We start from the raw sequence: 18,076 nt of genomic DNA on the forward strand, positions 1-18,076 counted from the left end.
TAGTTTGCAGATTCCGCGCAAATCATCTTTTAATAAAATCCAAAAAGCAAGCGTCTCTTATGGGGCCGCAAGCTTTTTTGCGTCTCCTAATGCCACACTACAAATTTACCGTTACAAATATGCCGTTTCTTAGCCGGTAAATTGGTGGAACGACTTTGTAATCGCGCTGCTCTACCGTCCATTTTCATTTTTATATTGGTAATATCTGGCGGAAATACACAGAACCGCCCTTTTTGCGCGGTGATCTGACGCGGCACGCAAACTGTTTGTAGAACGGGGAAAATGAGAGCGGTCAAATCGCAGACTGACCAGCTTCCAGCGCCGAATTGCCAGCATGCTGATTCGTGAGCCAAAAGGCTTTTCCACACCAATCCGTCGTTATGGCAAGAAGTGTGTCTGGCCAGAAATCGTTAGTTAAGTTGTTGATTTTTATGACAGTATGGCGGTGAGAGAGGGATTCGAACCCTCGATACGGTTTCCCGTATACACGCGTTCCAGGCGTGCGCCTTCAACCACTCGGCCACCTCACCGTGCCGTCCGAACTTGGCCGTCTCATGCATTCCTCATACGTCAAGGAAAGCCAAGCGACCTTTGGACCCTCAAAGCCTGCGGCGCCCTTCTGGGACGAGCGCCTCTCGGTCGGACGGCGCGGACTTAAGCCAGATCGCGCCTGGGTTCAAGTGGGATTTCGCATTCCCGTCATGTGAGGCTGCCGCGAGCCTTGCGACAGGCTCCGGACTGGCGGGCCTCACCACCTTACTGTCGACGCAACCGAACATTCGAGAGCGCATTGTTTTTGATGCCTGACATCCCCATCTTATGGCTCGAAGACAAGAGACGGCGGCAGGCTGGAGCCTTGATCAAGCGCGCCCGGGCCGGACCGCGCGAACGGTTAAGCGAAAGGACGAGCGAAGCATCATGTCGACCCTGCGCGCGCTTTCGCGCTTCATCGGTATGGTTCTGTTCGCGCTCGCCGTCATTTTCGCGGTTGGCGACATTGCGCGATACGTGGCCGACGATGTGATCCGCTTTTCGACCATCGCCGAAATCGCTCAGACGACCGGCGTCGCCGCGGATTTGTTCGCCGGCACATCGGCAACGCTCGCCGTGATCGGCACCTGGCCCTTCTCGATCACGGCCGCGGTCGTCGGCTCGCTCTTCGTCATTCTCGGCCGCAAGCCGCGTGGTCTTCGGCGACGGGCCCTCATCTGATCCCGTGAAGGCTTGCCCGCCGAGCGAGAGGAGCGAAGACGCCGAAGATGATGGGCGATGCGGCATTTTGAGAGCGCGGCTCGCCCCGCCTTGTCTGAACGCCATTCTTAGAGGGAAATCTGACAAACCGGAATCGTCATTCCGCTCTAAGTCTTTGTTCTGCCGCATGATGTGATCGGAAAAGTCATGCTACGTTTCCCATCATGCTCTCATTCCCAATCGAAGAGAGACCCCGATGTATATCCTCGATATGTTTTCCAAGAAGACGAAGATGATCGACAAGGCCGATGCGCTCGCCGGGCGAGAGACGCCGTTGCCGACGGCCGAGACCCACTTCATCAAGGAAACGCCTTTGAAGGGGCCGTTCCCGGACGGCATGAAGACGGCCGTCTTCGGCATGGGCTGCTTCTGGGGCGTCGAACGCATGTTCTGGAAGCTCGATGGCGTCTATACGACCGCCGTCGGCTATGCAGGCGGCTATACGCCGAACCCGACCTATCAGGAGGTTTGCACCGGTCAGACGGGCCATAACGAGGTGGTGCTCGTGGTCTACGATCCTCGGGAAATCTCCTATGAAGCGCTTCTGAAGACCTTCTGGGAAGGGCATGATCCGACCCAGGGCATGCGCCAGGGCAATGATGTGGGCACCCAATATCGCTCGGCCATCTATTATGCCGATGAGGCCCAGAAGATCGAGGCCGAGGAAAGCCGCGCCGCCTATCAGAAGGCGCTCGCGGCCGCGGGCCATAAGGGAACGATCACCACCGAGATCGAGCCGGCCGGCACGTTCTTCTATGCCGAAGATTATCATCAGCAATATCTCGCCAAGAATCCCAATGGCTATTGCGGGGTCGGCGGCACGGGCGTCTCCTGCCCGATCGGCGTCGGCGTCGCGGCCGAATAGCCGTCCAAGTCAAGACCTCTCTATCGAGACGGCTCTATAATGCTTCGGGCTTCGGCGCATGGCGCCGAAGCCCGTCCAATGCTCCCACATTTGCCGACCAGATGCTTCACGCTTGACCTGACTCGTGCCCTCCGCATCTTAGCTCTCGAGCGTCGGGGCGAACGCCCGACGCGGTACGCGCCGGGGCGGCGTTGAAGGAGAGGTCAGATGGGCGCCGAGGCCGCCTCGCAAGGACGCGGTCACCGCTGGCCCGATTGGACCCTGCGTCTTCGCCCCATCATCGGTTGGGTGGATATCGAACAGGCGCGTTACGCGCTGAATGTGTCGATAGCCGCGATACTCGCGCTCGCCATCGCCTTCTTCTTCGATCTTCAAAACACCTACTGGGCGCTTCTGACCATTCCCCTCATCGTGCGCCAGCAATCGGGCACGATGGTGTGGCGCAGCGCGGCCAGGCTCGCTGGCACGTTGCTCGGCGCGCTCGTCGCCATGGTCCTTGTCGGTGCCTTCGCCCAGTCGGCCTCGGCGATGATCGCCGCCCTCGCCCTCTGGATCTTCGGCACCGGCTATCTGGCCCGGCTCGAAAGCGGTACGGACGCCTATGCCTATGGGGTCGGCGGGCTGACCGCCATGGTCATCGCCCTCGACACCGGCCCGAATATCGATGCAGCCTATGGCTATGCGCTCGCCCGCACGACCGAGACGGTCATCGCCATCGTCTGCGGCTTCGTCGTTCTTCTGGTGGTCTTTCCGCGATCGGTCGAGGCTTCCGCGATGGAGACGATCGCGGATGGACGTGAGCGCGTGCTGAAGCTCGCCCGCGGCGCGCTCCACCCGTCGCGCTCTGCGTCTCCGCAAGATCGCAAGGCCGCGATCGCCAGCCTTCTCGCCATCCATACCCAGCTTCGCGCCCAGTCCTTCGAGCGGTCGCGCAAGCGCTGGCGCCTGCCGCGCATGACCGCCGTCGCCCACGCATTGACCCAAGTGGGCGTGGCCGCCGAGGCCTGCCGTTTCGCCATAGACCATCTCCCCGCAAGCGATCGAAAGGGGCAGGTGGAAGACGAACGCCTTCGCCTTGCCGAAATTCTCGACGGCTTTCCCGAACGGCGCGAAGACGCCGAGCGCACGCTTGCCGATGCCAAGACCATCGAGCGCTTCATCGAAGGCGTCGAGCCCCGTCGCATCGTCGAGCGGGCTCATCGGGAGAACAGCGGCAGCTTCTCAAGCCTGGAAGTGGCGGCCCTGTTTCGCCTGCGCATCTTCGCCTCGGCCTTGCGCGATCTCTTGAAGCGCGAGGCCGCGCTTCTCGATCCGAGCCTGCCGGCCGACGAGGCGCGGCCCATGAGCCAGCGCTATCGCGATCACTTAGCCGCCCTACAATATGGCGTGCGGCCGATGCTGACCTTCGTTCTGGCGGCCGGCATCTGGATCGCGAGCGGCTGGCAGACCGGCTATGTCTATGCGCTCATCACCGGCGCCCTGACGCTTCTTCTGCCCACGATCGTCCCGCGCAAGGTGCGGGTCAAGGCCGGCCTCAATATCGGCCTCGGCTATGCGGCCGGCGCGATCCTCTCTTTGGCCTTGATGGCGATGCTGCCCTTTCTCGACGGGTTCTGGGGGCTCGCGCTGCTTCTCGGATCGGCGATCTTCGTCATCTATTATGTGGTTGGCGCCCAGCCGACGCTGCCGATCGCCATCGGCGCCACCTTGATGCTCGCCATCGGCCTCCAGCCCTCCAACGACCAGAGCTACAGCGTCATCCGCCTCATCAACACGGTCGCGACGCTCGCCTTGATGCCGCCGACCTTCATTGCCGCCGTCGCGATCCTGTTTCCGGAAAACCAAGCCTGGCTCTGCCGCCATCTGCGGCGAGGGACCGACAAGCTTCTCGACGGCGCGACGCGGCCGAAAGCCATGGATCAGCAGGCCTTCTTCGAGCAGGCGGTCGACATCATCGGCGACTATGGCAACGATCTCGACACATCCGGCGCCAAGGCCGAGCATCTCCTCGACCGGGCCGAGGCGACCCTTCTGGCGGGCCTCGAAGCCTATGAGTTGAGGCGCCTTGCGGCCGACCCGGATCTGCCGCAGGAGATCGCCGCCTTCTGCCCCCGTCTCTTGAGCGCCATTCGCGAGGCGGCCGGTCTGTCCAAGGGGACGCAGGAAAAGCCCGAAGAGTGCTTTGTGGCGCTTCGCGGCGCGATCGAACGGGCCGGGACGGGGGCAAGCGATGGACCTGACGAGGCGCGGCGGCTCGCCCTCCTACGCTTCGGCGCGGTCGGCGAGCTTCTCGCCGTCATTGTGGAGACCGGCCGTCTCGCCAGGAGCCCTGCGCGCGAGCCGAATGTCGATAAGCCCGCCGGGAGGACGTGATGCATCAGGAAGTCGCCATTCTCGGGCTCTATATCCCCGCCCTCTTCTTCTGCGCCATCGCGGCGAGCGTCCTCTGGTTCGTGATCGATGGCGTGATGCTGCGGCTTGCGGCCTGGGATTTGTTCTTTCATCCGCCGCTCGCCCGACTTGCGCTCTATTTCATTCTCTTTTCCCTGGTCGCGGCCTTCGCGCCCGATTTTTGAGCCGGAACGCCCGTCGTGATCATCATTCGCCTGATCCTCACCGCTCTCATCGTCGTCGCCGCCGTCTTCGGCGCCATTTATGTCTGGGACAGCGTCTTCGAGGATCCCTGGACGCGGGACGCCCATGTGCGGGCCGACATCGTCGAGATCGCCCCGCAGGTCTCGGGTCCGATCACCGAAATCGAGGTGACCAACAATGCGCGGGTCGAGCAAGGCGATCGGCTTCTGACCATTGATCCGACCGACTACCAGCTCGCTCTCGAACAGGCGAAGGCCTCGCTCGGCGAAGCCGAGGCGCAGGCCGCCCTGAAGGCCCAACAGGCCGCGCGGTTCAATGCCTTGCAGGACCGGGACGCGGCCGCGGTCGCCGACGTCAATGTCGCCAATGCGCGCCTCGAAGCTCAGGCGGCCGAAGCGGCCGTCGCCTCCGCAAAGGCGGCCGTCGACAGGGCCGAGAAGGATCTGGAGCGCACCGTCCTTCTGGCGCCGACGACCGGGCGGATCGCCAATCTTTCGGCCGATACCGGCGATTATGCGAGCGCCGGCAAGGCGGTGCTTGCCATTGTCGACGAAGCCTCCTTCCGGGTCGATGCCTTCTTCGTGGAAACCAAGCTGCCGGCGATCCGCGTCGGCGATCCGGCACGGGTGAAGCTGATGGCGAGCGGGGAGACACTCACCGGCGAGGTCACCGGCATTTCCGCCGGCATCGCCTATGGCGAGGACACGTCCTCCGCGCTTCTGCAAAGCCCAGAGCCGTCTTTCCAATGGATCCGCCTCGCCCAGCGCGTTCCGGTCGAGATCGCCTTGAAAGAGCGTCCCGAGCGCGTCCCCCTCGTCAACGGCGCGACCGCCTCCGTCATCGTCGAAGTGCCCGACGACCGCCGCCAAGGACCGATCTGGGATCGCATCTGGAGCGCGCTTCGCTGAGGCTTCCGCCTCGTTCCGACGCGCACCCATCCGCCGCCAAAACGCCTTTCAGGCAATGCGGACACCATGCGCGCTGGCGACGTGTTTTTTTTCAGATGATTTCCCGCCGCGCCCATGCCAGTCTCTTGGGCGCGATCCGCATTCGCCCAGCCGATGCGCAGCCGACCGCGAGCGGTGGTGCGCTTGGGCGGGCGCAACGACAAACGACAGGGATGACGACCCCATGAAACAGTTCCTGGCAGCCTGTCTGGCCGCCTCATTTCTCGCCGCTCCTGCCTTTGCCCAGGACACCGAGTTCAAGCCCGCCATCCTGTTCGATCTCGGCGGCAAGTTCGACAAGTCCTTCAACGAGGGCGCCTATAACGGCGCCCAGCGCTACAAGGACGAGACCGGCACCGAGTATCGCGAGTTCGAGATCACCAACGAGGCTCAGCGCGAGCAGGCCCTGCGCCGCTTCGCGCGTGACGGGGCGAGCCCGATCATCTCGGTCGGCTTTGCCCAGGCTGCAGCCCTCGAAGCGGTGGCCAAGGAATATCCGGACACGCAATTCGCCATCATCGACGCGGTGGTCGATGCGCCGAATGTCCGCTCCATCCTCTTCAAGGAGGAAGAGGGCTCCTATCTCGTCGGGATTCTGGCGGCAATGAAATCCGAGACGGGCAAGGTCGGCTTCGTCGGCGGCATGGACATTCCGCTGATCCGCAAGTTCCTCTGCGGCTACAAGGGCGGCGTCAAATCGGTGTCGGAGGATATCGAGGTTCTGGAGAATATGACGGGGACGACCGGCGCGGCCTGGAACGATCCGGTTCGCGGCGGCGAGTTGACCCGCTCGCAAATCAGCCAGGGCGCCGACGTCATCTTCCATGCCGCCGGCGGCACTGGCATCGGCGTCCTTCAGGCGGCGGCCGATGCCGGCAAGTTCGGCATCGGCGTTGATTCCAACCAGAACATGCTTTTTCCCGGCCATGTCCTTACCTCCATGGTCAAGAAGGTGGACAACGCCGTCTATGACACGTTCGAGGACGCCAAGAACGGCGAGTGGAGCGCCGGCGTCGTCAATCTCGGCCTTGCCGAGGACGGCGTGACCTATGCCATGGACGAGAACAATGCTGAGCTCGTCACCGAGGAGATGAAGGCGGCGGCCGAAGAGGCCAAGGCCAAGATCGTCTCCGGCGAGATCGAGGTCCACGACTATTCGACCGATTCGAGCTGCCCTTACTGATCGGCAGGAAATCAGGACACTGATACGAAAAAGGCCGGCCCGGAGGGTCGGCCTTTTTTTGATGCTGGGCCCCGCCAGACGATGCGCATCATCGCCGTTTAGAGCGAAATGCGATAACTCGGAATCGCAATTTCGCTCTAAGTGTTTGTTTTGCCGCATGATGTTGCCCGAAAAGTCATGCAACTTTTCGGCATCATGCTCTAGAGCGAAACGCGACCGATTTGGAGAGGGTATCCGACAGGCTCTCCGAACGGCATATATCGAGTGCTCGGCACTCGCGGAGCGGTCGTTCATTTCCATCGCGTTCGTCATGCTCGGGCTCCGTCCCTACGAGATTCACACATTGTCTCGCTGGCGGTTAAGACCCGACCTTGGACGCTTCGGCTTCTCCCCCAGGGGGAGAAGTCGTCGGTGCTTGCTGCCGGCAGCTGAGACAAGTCGCCAAGGACAGCGTCAAGACCACGGTCGGTCGCAAAGCCCTGGAATAAAGGCTCTTCGCAGGATGTGTGAATGTCGTAGGGCACCGTCCCAAGCATCCAGTGCGCCGATGAAGCCACTCTTTTTTCAGGCGCTTCTGGATTCTCGGCACGGTGGCCGAGAATGACGAAGCGTCGAAGGTGTCGGCTTTAGGGTCACGTCGCTGCCTGCGATCGAACACAATGCGAGTGCTCGCCGCCTGTTCATACTAACTTATTGTATTGTTTAAAATTTAATCCAAAAGTCGATCAACTTTGGCGCGCCTGCCTCTAGGGTCGAAAAGGTGCCCGGCCGGACCAGCCGGACACCCAATAAACGGAAGATCAGGCCGCCAGATCGTAGCGATCGAGCATCATGACCTTGGTCCAGGCGGCGACGAAGTCCTTGACGAAGCGCCCATGGCCGTCGCTGCCGGCATAGACCTCGACGATCTGGCGCAGCTGCGCATTCGATCCGAAGATCAGGTCGCAGCGGGTGGCGGTGAAGCGCTCGGTGCCGCTCTCGCGGTCGTTGAGCGTGAAGCGCATGCCCGCCTCGTCCGCCTTGCGCCACTCCATGCTCATATCGGTGAGGGCGAGGAAGAAGTCGTTCGACAGGACGCCCGGCCGATCGGTGAAGACGCCATGCTTCGAGCCGTCCCAATTGGTGCCGAGAACGCGCAGCCCCCCGACGAGAGCCGTCCATTGGGGCGCCGTCAGAGACAGAAGCGCGGCGCGGTCGAGAAAGAGCTGTTCGGGGGCGACGTTATAGACGATGTCGTCCCGGTGATAGTTGCGGAAGCCGTCCGAGACCGGCTGCAGCCAGTCGAACTGTTCCACATCCGTCAGCTCCTGGGTCGTGTCCATGCGGCCCGGCGTGAACGGCACTTCGACATCGACACCGGCATCCTTCGCGGATTTTTCGACACCCGCGCAGCCGGCGAGCACGACCATGTCGGCAAGCGAGATGCGCTTGTTGCCGGACTGGGCGTTGTTGAACTCGTCGGCGACGAGGCGAAGGGCATCAAGCACCTTGTTGGTGCGGGCCGGATCGTTCACCTCCCAACTGTTCTGGGGCTCGAGCGCGATGCGTCCGCCATTGGCCCCGCCCCGCTTGTCCGAGACGCGGTGGGTGGAGGCCGCGCTCCAGGCGACGAAGACGAGGTCCGAGACCGACAGGCCGCAATCGAGCACCTTGCCCTTGAGGTGAGCGATGTCGGACGCGTTCACCGTCTTATGGTCGAGATCGGGGATCGGGTCCTGCCAGAGAAGATCCTCCGCCGGCACTTCCGGGCCGAGATAGCGCGACTTCGGCCCCATGTCGCGATGGACGAGCTTGAACCAGGCCCGGGCGAAGGCGTCGGTGAAGGCGTCGAAATCGTTCAGGAACTTCTCGCAGACCTTGCGATAGTCCGGATCGACCTTCAGCGCGAGGTCCGAGGTCATCATCATCAGGGGATGCATCTCGCCGGTATGGGCATCCGGCGTCTTCGGCGCGTTCGGGTCGGTCGGCGTCCACTGGGTCGCGCCAGCCGGGCTCTTGGTCTTCTCCCACTCATATTTGAAGAGGTTGGTCAGATAGTCGTTGTCCCATTTGGTGGGGTTCGGCGTCCAGGAGCCTTCGATGCCGTTGGTCATCGTATATTGGGCAAAGCCGGTGCCTTCGGGATTCTGCCAGCCAAGCCCCATGGCCTCGATCGGCGCGCCTTCCGGGGCCGGGCCGATCTTGTTGGGCGAGACCATGCCATGGGACTTGCCGAAGGCGTGGCCGCCGGCGATCAGGGCCACGGTCTCTTCGTCATTCATCGCCATGCGGCCGAAGGTGATGCGGATGTCGCGGGCCGAGTCCATCGGATCGCCATTGCCGTTCGGGCCTTCCGGATCGACATAGATCAGCGACTGGTGCGAGGCCGCGAGCGGGTTTTCGAGGTCGTAATAATCGTCCTTGGGCTCGCCTTCCCAGCGCAGGGTGCGGGTGACCATCTGGTTCGGATGGCCTTCCATCGGTCCGGGCGTCGTCTCGGACGGCTTCTTGCCGTTCCACCCTTCCGGTCCCCAATAGATCGCGGTATCCGGCTCCCAGGCATCAACGCGCCCGCCGGCATAGCCGAAGGTGGGAAAGCCCATGATCTCCAGCGAGCAATTGCCGGCGAGGATCATCAGATCGGACCAGGAGAGCGCCGTGCCGTATTTCTGCTTGATCGGCCAGAGCAGGCGGCGCGACTTGTCGGTGTTGCCGTTGTCCCACCAGGAATTGACCGGTGCGAAGCGCTGCATGCCCTGCCCTGCGCCGCCGCGCCCGTCGGCCCGGCGATAGGTGCCCGCCGAATGCCAGGCCATGCGCACCATTTGTGACCCATAATTGCCGTAATCCGAAGGCCACCAAGAGACCGAGGAGGTCAAAAACGCCTTGATGTCCTTCTTGACCTCTTCGAGATCGAGCGTCTTGAAGGCTTTGGCATAGTCGAAGTCGCGGCCCAGAGGATCGGCCTCGGCCGGGTTCTGGTGAAGCTGTTCGACCTTCAGCCGGTTCGGCCACCAATGTTCGAGCGTCGGCTCGGAACCGATCGCACCCCCGATCCGGGTGCCACCGAAAGGGCACTGGCCGCGATTGGGGATATCTGCCTTGATGTTCATGGTCATAGACCTTTTCGAGAAGATGACGACGATGGGTTCGCCGGCGTCAAAACCGCCAAATATCCCCTGTTCAGGTGGGGTAAATGGGGCGATCCTCCGAAAGGTGTCGTGGCATGCGACGATCAGCCCAGCTGGGCGCATAGCCAGCCAATGACATCAGAGACTTGGCTCTCGCGCGCCAAATGAGAAACGTGAAGGAGGGGAAAAGAAAGGGCACAAACGATGGCGCGTCGTGTCTCATGCCGGCATCAAGCCCGACCCCGGATCGTTCCGATAAGCGCTGCATTCGAAGATGGGCACTTTACGCGACCAGGCCATACGAAACGGCCAGGCAAGCACGAGAGATCTGAAAGCTATTCGTTTGGAAGAGTGGCTCCCCGGGCCGGACAACCGGCACAATCGAACTGGAGCCTCTTCCTTGCTCAAAGCCCTACTATGCAAGGGCTTCAGCGCAGATTGTTCCCGAGGAAAATTCCATCGGTGTACTTCGTGAGGTAGCCTGTGGTGTACCTCGTCGTCAAGCGACAAAACGAATAGACGCCCCAATTCAAGCGGACGCCGGCTCGGTTGTCTGCCCGATCTCCTTTGGCCACTCCCATGCCCGGTGAAATGGGTCACCGGAAATACCCCACCCCTTTGGTGAGACGCTTGCGTCAACCGATCATCATCAAGGGAAATTCCATGAACACCGAAGACACCATCGCCGGCATTCGAGCAGGCCGACATTACCTTATCCACACGGATGGCGCCTGCAGCGGGAACCCAGGCCCAGGGGGATGCGCTGCTCTCCTTCAGCTCTTCGACGGCCTGACCATGCTCAAAGAGCGCGAGATCAAGCGCGCGGAGCTGAAGACCACGAACAACCGCATGCAGCTGCGAGCGGCCTTGGTGGGTCTCAGGGCGCTGGAGGTGAACGACACACCTGCCATCATCGTCTCTGATAGCGCCTATCTGGTCGATGGCATGAACTAATGGGTTGAAGGCTGGGCGGCGAAGGACTGGAGGAAGTCGGACGGGAAGGCCGTGGCCAATGCCGACCTCTGGAAAAACCTCATGGTTGCTGAAGCCGCGCGAGAGGTGGCTTGGGTCCATGTGCGGGGCCATGCCGGGCATCTAGGAAACGAGAGGGCCGATCGGCTGGCGACCCAAGCGAGGGACGAGGCCGTGCGCAGGGCGCGCAGTTAGCTTCTCGTCCAATCTTCGCCCTCGAACTTTACCCCACCCAATTAGAGGAAGGTCCGGTCTCGCTCGCTCACGATGCATCCTGATCTTTCTCAATCACCCCACCATCAATCAGCAGGGGCTGGCGCACGGCCGGCCGCGTCTGCACGCGACTACCGCGAGAAACCAGATGAACATCCACATCAATCAAACAGAAAAACTTGCCCTGGCGTATGCCGACAACCAGAAAGCAATCGCGACCTTGGAAGCTCTTCGGACGGATTTTAGGGCCGATCTTCCTACGAGCCTTCCAGTGCGCAGCATCATTGAGCTCAAGCTGTTCTCGCATCGGTCTGGCCTTAACGAATATCACGTCCAGCAACTGAAGCGATTGGTGGCGAACGACACCGCGCTCGATCCCATCCTCATTCTTCCTCTTGGGGGCATGTTCTTTCTCGTCGACGGCCATCACCGCCTCGCAGCCTATGCCGCCCTCGGGCGGACTTCGGCCATCCCTGTGGCATATTTCGATGGCTCGCCACGTGAAGCCCTCACGCATAGCCTTGAGGTCAACTCACGCCTATCGCTGACCCTGGATAATCAGCAGCGCCAGAATGGAGCCTGGAAGCTAGTCCGCATTGGTGGGTTCACCTCGAAAGAGATCATCAAGGCTACCGGCATCTTGAAGCCTCAGGTGACTATTATGCGTAAGGCACTGCAGATGCTTGGGGAGGATGCCAACGGGTATGAGGAATGGTGGGCGGCCAGGAAGGCGGCGAAGGGCGAAAGCGGAGCCAACACCGCTGACTTTGATCCAGACGCTGAACTGGAGGAGCAATCGGACGTGGCGGCCGACCGCATGGCCCGAGCCTTCTCCACTCACCTGGCTGACCGTCCAAGGCTCATGGCGATGACCTTGGAGAAATATATGGGCCGGAGGCTTGGCGAACTCGTGCAATACCTCTCGGAGTATGTTGATGGCGACCAGGAATACGATGATGACGATCTGGTGCCCTTCTAGAGGCTGATCGAGCAAGATGGAGGATAAGGGGTCATAATGCTTACGGGTCCTAATTTATGACCCCCTCGCTCCTGGTGGTCCTTTCGAGGTGGCGTCCATCGGTCAGGGGAGGAGGATCGAGCTTGCTTTGATCGGACCCCAAATGGAGGGGCGCAAAAGTTTAACTGAAAAAATTGGAAGCACCTATCCACTATAGGGAATATATCCGCTCCCCCCGTGGCCCTGTGATTTTTAGGATGCCAATAAGCGAATGAGATGATACAGGAAATATTCATAGGGTATTTGGCTGGATTCTCATGGTCATCTCGTTTGTCTCCACAGGACGCGGCGCGGGGAAGACCTTGCTTGCGGTGAATGCTGCAGGCTGGTTCTCCCGAACGCGTAGAACGCTGCTACTCGATGCGGGCGAAGGCGCTAGAAGCCTTGCCTGGGCGCGAGGTCGGGAGTGCCTGCCCTTCGGTGTGGCTCGCTTCGAGGGTGCCGAGGACCGCTTCAACCAATCGGGACCAAGTCCTACAGTCGACATGACGTTCATTGACGGACCATCGCTCGATCTAGTCCGCAAGATTGCCGTCCTGCGATCGTCCGACGTTGCCGTCTTCGTCCTGGACACAGCGGAGGAAGACATAGACGAAGCGGTCGAGCTCTTGCGGAGCGCGGCTCGCGAAGCCTCACCCACTGGTTATGCTCGGGTCGCGTTCCTCGCCAGTCGAACAATCACCGGTTCACGTACTGGGGCGCGGCTAAGGCGTTTGGCGCTTCGGCACGGTTTTCCCATGCTCATGTCCGAGCTTCATATCCGGCCGGTCTACGCCTCGGCTCATGCCATTGATCAGACGATCTTCGAGCACGCACCACAGAGCGATGCAGCCACGGAACTCGAATGCGTCTTGGTCGAGATCGAAAGCATGATGCTCCCAAGGTTCCGCTCGCTCGGCACCTTCGCATCGTGAACGCATGGCGTCCTGATTGAGCTTATCGTTCCACACGGCAGGCCCTCTTGGACCGTTCCAGAGGCCCCAATGGGCCGTTCCAATGAAATGCCTATTGCGTTTTGGAACGGCTACGGCCATACGTCTATGACTCTATTGGAACGGAGATCGCCCCCATGCTCATCGGCTATGCCCGCACCTCGACGCTCGAACAGGAGGCGGGCCTAGAAGCTCAAGTGCGCGACCTCACGGCGCTCGGGTGCGAACGTGTCTTTCAGGAACAGGTCTCGTCAGTCGGCGAGCGGGTAGCGCTGGAAGCCGCAATCTCCTTCACAAGGAGCGGTGACACCCTTGTAGTGACCAAGCTCGACCGCTTGGCTCGCTCCGTAGTCCACATGGGGGAGATCGTCGAACGCCTGAAGGCGAAGGGCGTGGCTCTCCGCATCGAAGCCATGAACATCGACACTTCGACGCCCACAGGCGCACTGATGCTCAACGTCATGGCGTCCGTGGCTCAGTTCGAGCGAGAGATGATGCTGGAGCGTCAACGCGAGGGCATCGCGAAGGCGAAGGCTGCAGGCGCTTATAAGGGGCGGAAGCCGACAGCACGCGTCAGGGCCGATGAAGTCCGCTCCCTGGCGTCCGAAGGCTTGAGCATGGGCCAGATCGCCAGCCGCCTTGGCATTGGTAAAGGGTCGGTCCACCGCATCCTATCGGACACACCAACTTCCAATGGGGCCTCTTCGGCTACTCATGGCGGATGATACAGGCGCCTCAGTGTGACGGGGTGTCTGTGTCGTTTCCGATGCCGCAGTCCCTGCCCTGCGCTTCAATGCGGCATGCACGCCATGACACGAACGCTTGAAACAGGCGCTGGTCTTCAGGTCGCCTAGCGCGGACCAGCCGAGAGAGACGTAGCCATTCTTGATCGGCCAGTTTTCGTGATGGCGCCCCATGTGGATGCCCCAGATCGTCGTCACAGCGCTCTCACCTAGAAGCGTTCAACGACATCAAAAAGCAAAAACGTCTCGCATTTCTGAATGTTCTCATCGACTGTTTTCGGCCCTGATATCTGCCACGCATATCTATCAGCGGATGCACCCCCAAGTGCGAAGTCCTCTATCCTGGACCGAATACGTTCCCGCTCTTCTCCTTCCCAGAAGGCTAGCGATAAGATCAATCCGGCAACTGCAGCATCCGCATCATTGCCACGGATTTGCTTTGCACAATCAACAGCGTCTCGCATCGCGCCCTCAATGCGCTTTACGCCAACGCTGGAACCCCTGACCTGCTTAAATTCGAATGCCCACGATGCCTCTTCGCAAAGCCAAAGGTCGCAACGTCCATGAGTGATTTTCCTGCGATCGGCACGACTTCTTTTCCATGTGGTGAATTCAGCCAATCCCAAATAGCCCGCACAAGCTGCAGCGGAGGCAAGAAGAGAAACACTCGCAGTCTCATTATAAGCGAACGGGTCATTAAACATATCTGGATCGTCTGTTTCGACTTCACCATAGAAGCGCCCGCATAATTGAGCAGCATGCTTCATCCAATTGTCCCAAACGTGCCATTCGCGTCTGCGGCGATCGCCAGTTTCCAGGCGTCTAGCCTCTATTATCGTCATCCCGCCTGCTCCTTTGCCGCTCGCTCCTGATTGAGGGCGAAGAGGCGTGCGAGAATTTCGTCGTCGGAGAGGTCGGCCGGCCAGCCATAGGCGCCCGCCACGGCTTCATCCAGCGCCCTGTGAGCATTGACCAGCCATGCCGGCCGCTCATTGTAGAGGTTCGTCAGGGTCCGCTTCTTGAGGATGGCAGCGGCCTTCTCATCGACCGGGAGAATGCGATCGGGGAACCCTTCGACCACCTCGGGCTCGCGCCGCACGAGATCGGGCGGGTTCAACCAGTTCTCCCGCCGCTCGTTGAGGAGCGCCGCCGCCTTGCCGATGGCAATCGCATGCGGGTTCTCAGCATAGTCGCCAGCGGGGATGTCCGGCGTCAGGCCCTCGGGGAAGGGGAAGGTTTCGAAAACCGATGTATTTGAATAAGTGATGTCATTTCCAGAACCAATCCACGAACAGGTCGCAACAGTCCAGACGAAATGAAACCGGCTTTCCAAAATGCCAAAAAACGCAAAGTCATCCCTCACAAAAATCACGAGCTTCTGATCTGGAAGTATTGCCTTGTGGAGAAAACCAAAATTACGGTAACTTGTTACCATCGGCGTCGCGATGTAATGATCTAGAGCCTCAAGAGCCTTCCGCATAGCGCCGCGAGATCGGCTATGTATCCACCATCTATCGCGGTCACTAGCCGTGCGGACGACGGAAATTACTATTATCATCTAATCTCTGACGGTATGATTTGATATTCCTTTCGGAGTAGGAGAAAGGCTCTTGGAAAAGCGCAGCACTTTGCTCATCTCGCTTAGGACCAAAATCAATTACCCAGCGGTCTGGCCGATTTCCATTGAAATCGTCTCCATTCATGGATGGGCGCAGCACCTCGCTGTTTTGCGAACCATCAACATTCCGAGGTTGGAGCAACCAATCTCTTGCCAATTCAGGTGCGACAAAAAATGGTCCGTTATATATCACACCAACGTAGGATATTCTCTTATTTTGCTCAAGCTTCTCTCGCTTCGTAAGATCGAATTTGCTGCTCGTTAGGTCAGAATTTATTTTTTTGACCGGCTTTCCGTTCAGTGTTGCAATATTTTTATGATCGGCTTTACCGAAAACGATCAGAGAGACCCGAACTGAAGCACCCTCGACTGTCCAAGGCTCATCACTCCACGCCGCGATCAAGCGTATTTCATCAACAACTTGATCTAGAACTTTGCGACTTGCACCATTCCTTACTGAATTAGTAGCAACGAAGCCAACGCGTTCTGTCGAATATTTCTGGATCGAATGGAACCCTTTCCAGATCCAGTAGACAACAAGGTCCGCACCGCCTGGAATTTTGCCAGAGTAAATGCTCCGAACGCATCCCGTGTATTTTTCACCAAGTTCTCCAACTATAACCTTATCGCCGAGGAATGGCGGATTGCCAATGATCGCATCCGCTTTTGGCCACTGCGCTTCAACGATGTTGCCATCGCCATCTTCGCTGAGGAGCGCATCTCGGCACTCGATCGTCTCCAATGGCTTCAGGACGGGGTTTGACGAGGCGTTGAAGCCGTTCTTCAGCATCCACTGGATTTCACCAATCCAGACGGATACCCGAGCCAATTCGGCGGCATAGGGGTTGATCTCGATACCGCGCACCACTTCGGGGCCGATCTGCGGAAAGCCGCGCGGCAGGCCAAGAGCCTCGCTCTCCACCTGGGCACGGTGTTCGAGGTTTTTCAGTTCTCGAAGTGCGACATAGAGGAAGTTGCCCGAACCACAGGCCGGGTCGAGCACGCGGTAGTCCGCAAGGCGCTTCAGATATTCATCCAGCACCGTCTGGGCCTGGTTCTTGGCCTTCGTGCGCGCCCCACCCTTGGCAGCCTCCGCCTTCGCCATCAAGCCCTCGATACGACCCTTGGCCTCGCTCCATTCGGCGGCCAGGGGCTCGACGATGGTCGGCCCGATGATCATCATGATCTTGTCGCGGTCGGTATAGTGGGCGCCGAGCTGGCTGCGCTTGTCGGGGTCGAGGCCGCGCTCGAACAGCGTTCCGAGAATGGACGGGTCGATGTCGCACCAATACTGGATGGCGGCCCTGTGGACGATCTTCAGTTCGTCCTTGGTGAGCGGGAAGACGAGATCGTCGTTGAACAGCCCGCCATTGAACCATGCGATCTTATCGAAGCCGACACGGCCCCCATCCTTCATGGCAAGGAAGAGATCGCGGGCGAAGCTCTCGAACTCGGCCGGCTCATCCAGAGCTCGCTCGATCATCCGCGTGAAGAGCTTTGATGGCAGGAGGTTTACGTCCTCAGCGAACATGCAGAAGACGAGGCGGTTGATGAAATGCGCCACCTCTTCCGGCAGATGACCGCGCTCGCGCAGCGACTTGGCGAGAGCGGCGAACTCTCCGGCGATTTCCTCGGTCAGTTCCTGCCGCGTCTTCTTAGGTCGTAGGGCTTCCGGGTCGGTGAACGCCGATTTCAGCCAACCACGCTTGTCCGCATCGGCGATATCCGCGATCGGTATCTCGTAGATTTTCGAGACCGAATTCGTCCAGTTGGTATGGATGCGGATGGTCGTGCCAATGTCGGAGACTATCAACAGGGGCGGATTGTCGAGGGCGACCGCGTAGCGTTGAAGCTGGGCGAAGGCGGTATCGAGGTTCGCATGGGTGCCCTTGTACTCCCAGCCGAAACAGCCGCGCTTGAAGACATCGGCAAACCCCTTGCCGCCCGTGGTCTTCGTCGCGCCCTTTTCAAAACCATAGTCGAGGCCTGAGGGGTCCGCTTCGGCCGGGCTCTGTTCTTCGAGAAGGCGGCAGAGGTCAAGGAAGTGCTCATGTGCGGCTGCGCGCTCTTTGAGCTTCGTCCCCGACCACTTCTTGATGAAATCGTGCGGCGTCATGCATCCCCCGGTATTCCCCGTGCCGACTTTCGCCACGAAGAGGGACGAATTGCAATCGTTCGCACGGTTGATGCGACCGGAGGGGAGAGGCTTGGATGCCCCTCCCGGGTAGTCCTAGCCGACGATGGATGCGCCTACGTCGATCGCAATCCAGGCGCTGGTGAACCAGCCGAGCATTCGGATGGGCAGGGCGAAGTAGGAAAAGCGCAGCATCACATTCATGAACTGGCTTGCGCCGCAGGCGAGCGCGGTGACAAGTCCAAAGACCATGTTCAGGCCGATGAAGGTGCCAAGGCCGGCGATAATCGCAAGAACCATGTCCATCGCCTCAGCCCTTCCGTGCGCTCAAGCGGCCTTCGCGGTGGCGAGACCAGCATCCGGTGAGCCGGCCGGCGAAGAAATCGACATCGTTTGCGGATGATCGCTCCGCTCCGAAGCCGACCGAATGCGGCACGAGTTCGATCCGTAGGCTCCCGAGGTGGAACAGGAGGGTGACGTAGAAACCGCGCATGG

Annotated in this window: 15 protein-coding genes, 1 tRNA gene and 1 pseudogene; 10 read left to right on the forward strand and 7 right to left on the reverse strand. The window is 60.1% G+C overall.

Annotated features, from left to right (window positions below; all coding sequences use genetic code 11):
- Positions 1-440: 440 nt before the first annotated feature.
- A tRNA-Ser gene (locus B9A15_RS18855) sits at positions 441-530 on the reverse strand.
- A gap of 388 nt (positions 531-918) precedes the next feature.
- On the opposite strand from B9A15_RS18855, the gene B9A15_RS18860 reads away from it, so the two are divergent.
- The 6 genes from B9A15_RS18860 (at position 919) to B9A15_RS18885 (ending at position 6,841) form a co-directional block, all read left to right on the forward strand.
- Positions 919-1,212 (forward strand): hypothetical protein, encoded by a 294-nt coding sequence (locus B9A15_RS18860; RefSeq protein WP_084412089.1) that lies wholly within the window; start codon positions 919-921, stop codon positions 1,210-1,212.
- A 235-nt stretch (positions 1,213-1,447) separates the two neighbouring features.
- Complete coding sequence (gene msrA / locus B9A15_RS18865; protein WP_210190547.1) at positions 1,448-2,116, forward strand: peptide-methionine (S)-S-oxide reductase MsrA; 669 nt, start codon at positions 1,448-1,450, stop codon at positions 2,114-2,116.
- Positions 2,117-2,323: 207 nt separating this feature from the next.
- Positions 2,324-4,489, forward strand: coding sequence for an FUSC family protein (locus B9A15_RS18870; RefSeq protein WP_084412090.1), 2,166 nt, complete (start codon positions 2,324-2,326; stop codon positions 4,487-4,489).
- Entirely contained in the window at positions 4,489-4,692 is a 204-nt protein-coding gene (locus B9A15_RS18875; protein ID WP_084412091.1) for a DUF1656 domain-containing protein, read from the forward strand. The genes B9A15_RS18870 and B9A15_RS18875 overlap by 1 nt, the downstream gene beginning before the upstream one ends.
- Before the next feature lie 15 nt (positions 4,693-4,707).
- The gene (locus tag B9A15_RS18880; protein ID WP_084412092.1) at positions 4,708-5,619 is read left to right on the forward strand and encodes an efflux RND transporter periplasmic adaptor subunit; all 912 of its coding nucleotides are present in this window, start codon (positions 4,708-4,710) and stop codon (positions 5,617-5,619) included.
- A gap of 223 nt (positions 5,620-5,842) precedes the next feature.
- On the forward strand, positions 5,843-6,841 hold the full coding sequence (locus B9A15_RS18885) for a BMP family lipoprotein (RefSeq protein WP_084412093.1): 999 nt from the start codon (positions 5,843-5,845) through the stop codon (positions 6,839-6,841).
- A gap of 800 nt (positions 6,842-7,641) precedes the next feature.
- Here B9A15_RS18885 and katG read toward each other — a convergent pair.
- Positions 7,642-9,933, reverse strand: coding sequence for a catalase/peroxidase HPI (gene katG / locus B9A15_RS18890; protein WP_084412133.1), 2,292 nt, complete (start codon positions 9,931-9,933; stop codon positions 7,642-7,644).
- A gap of 681 nt (positions 9,934-10,614) precedes the next feature.
- On the opposite strand from katG, the pseudogene B9A15_RS18895 reads away from it, so the two are divergent.
- From B9A15_RS18895 to B9A15_RS18910, 4 genes and pseudogenes are all read left to right on the forward strand, one after another.
- Positions 10,615-11,118, forward strand: a pseudogene (locus B9A15_RS18895) (ribonuclease H family protein).
- A 166-nt stretch (positions 11,119-11,284) separates the two neighbouring features.
- Positions 11,285-12,115 (forward strand): ParB/RepB/Spo0J family partition protein, encoded by an 831-nt coding sequence (locus B9A15_RS18900; RefSeq protein WP_084412094.1) that lies wholly within the window; start codon positions 11,285-11,287, stop codon positions 12,113-12,115.
- Positions 12,116-12,891: 776 nt separating this feature from the next.
- Positions 12,892-13,068 (forward strand): hypothetical protein, encoded by a 177-nt coding sequence (locus B9A15_RS23060; RefSeq protein WP_170923365.1) that lies wholly within the window; start codon positions 12,892-12,894, stop codon positions 13,066-13,068.
- Positions 13,069-13,223: 155 nt separating this feature from the next.
- The gene (locus tag B9A15_RS18910; RefSeq protein ID WP_084412096.1) at positions 13,224-13,811 is read left to right on the forward strand and encodes a recombinase family protein; all 588 of its coding nucleotides are present in this window, start codon (positions 13,224-13,226) and stop codon (positions 13,809-13,811) included.
- Between the two features lie 227 nt (positions 13,812-14,038).
- Here the strand turns inward: B9A15_RS18910 and B9A15_RS22675 are convergent, their stop codons facing one another.
- From B9A15_RS22675 to B9A15_RS18925, 5 genes are all read right to left on the reverse strand, one after another.
- Positions 14,039-14,671 (reverse strand): hypothetical protein, encoded by a 633-nt coding sequence (locus B9A15_RS22675; protein WP_139798493.1) that lies wholly within the window; start codon positions 14,669-14,671, stop codon positions 14,039-14,041.
- Positions 14,668-15,309: a type IIL restriction-modification enzyme MmeI gene (locus B9A15_RS23270; protein WP_210190548.1), complete on the reverse strand. Its 642-nt coding sequence runs from the start codon at positions 15,307-15,309 to the stop codon at positions 14,668-14,670. The genes B9A15_RS22675 and B9A15_RS23270 overlap by 4 nt, the downstream gene beginning before the upstream one ends.
- Positions 15,310-15,352: 43 nt before the next feature.
- Positions 15,353-17,563: a class I SAM-dependent DNA methyltransferase gene (locus tag B9A15_RS18915; protein WP_210190549.1), complete on the reverse strand. Its 2,211-nt coding sequence runs from the start codon at positions 17,561-17,563 to the stop codon at positions 15,353-15,355.
- A 114-nt stretch (positions 17,564-17,677) separates the two neighbouring features.
- Positions 17,678-17,887: a hypothetical protein gene (locus B9A15_RS18920; protein ID WP_084412097.1), complete on the reverse strand. Its 210-nt coding sequence runs from the start codon at positions 17,885-17,887 to the stop codon at positions 17,678-17,680.
- Between the two features lie 4 nt (positions 17,888-17,891).
- Positions 17,892-18,074 carry a hypothetical protein gene (locus tag B9A15_RS18925; protein ID WP_084412098.1) on the reverse strand — a complete coding sequence of 61 codons (183 nt, stop codon included), beginning with the start codon at positions 18,072-18,074 and terminating at the stop codon, positions 17,892-17,894.
- Positions 18,075-18,076: the final 2 nt, after the last annotated feature.

The organism is Fulvimarina manganoxydans (genome assembly GCF_900176465.1).
In the GTDB taxonomy this organism is placed as follows: Bacteria; Pseudomonadota; Alphaproteobacteria; order Rhizobiales; family Rhizobiaceae; genus Fulvimarina; species Fulvimarina manganoxydans.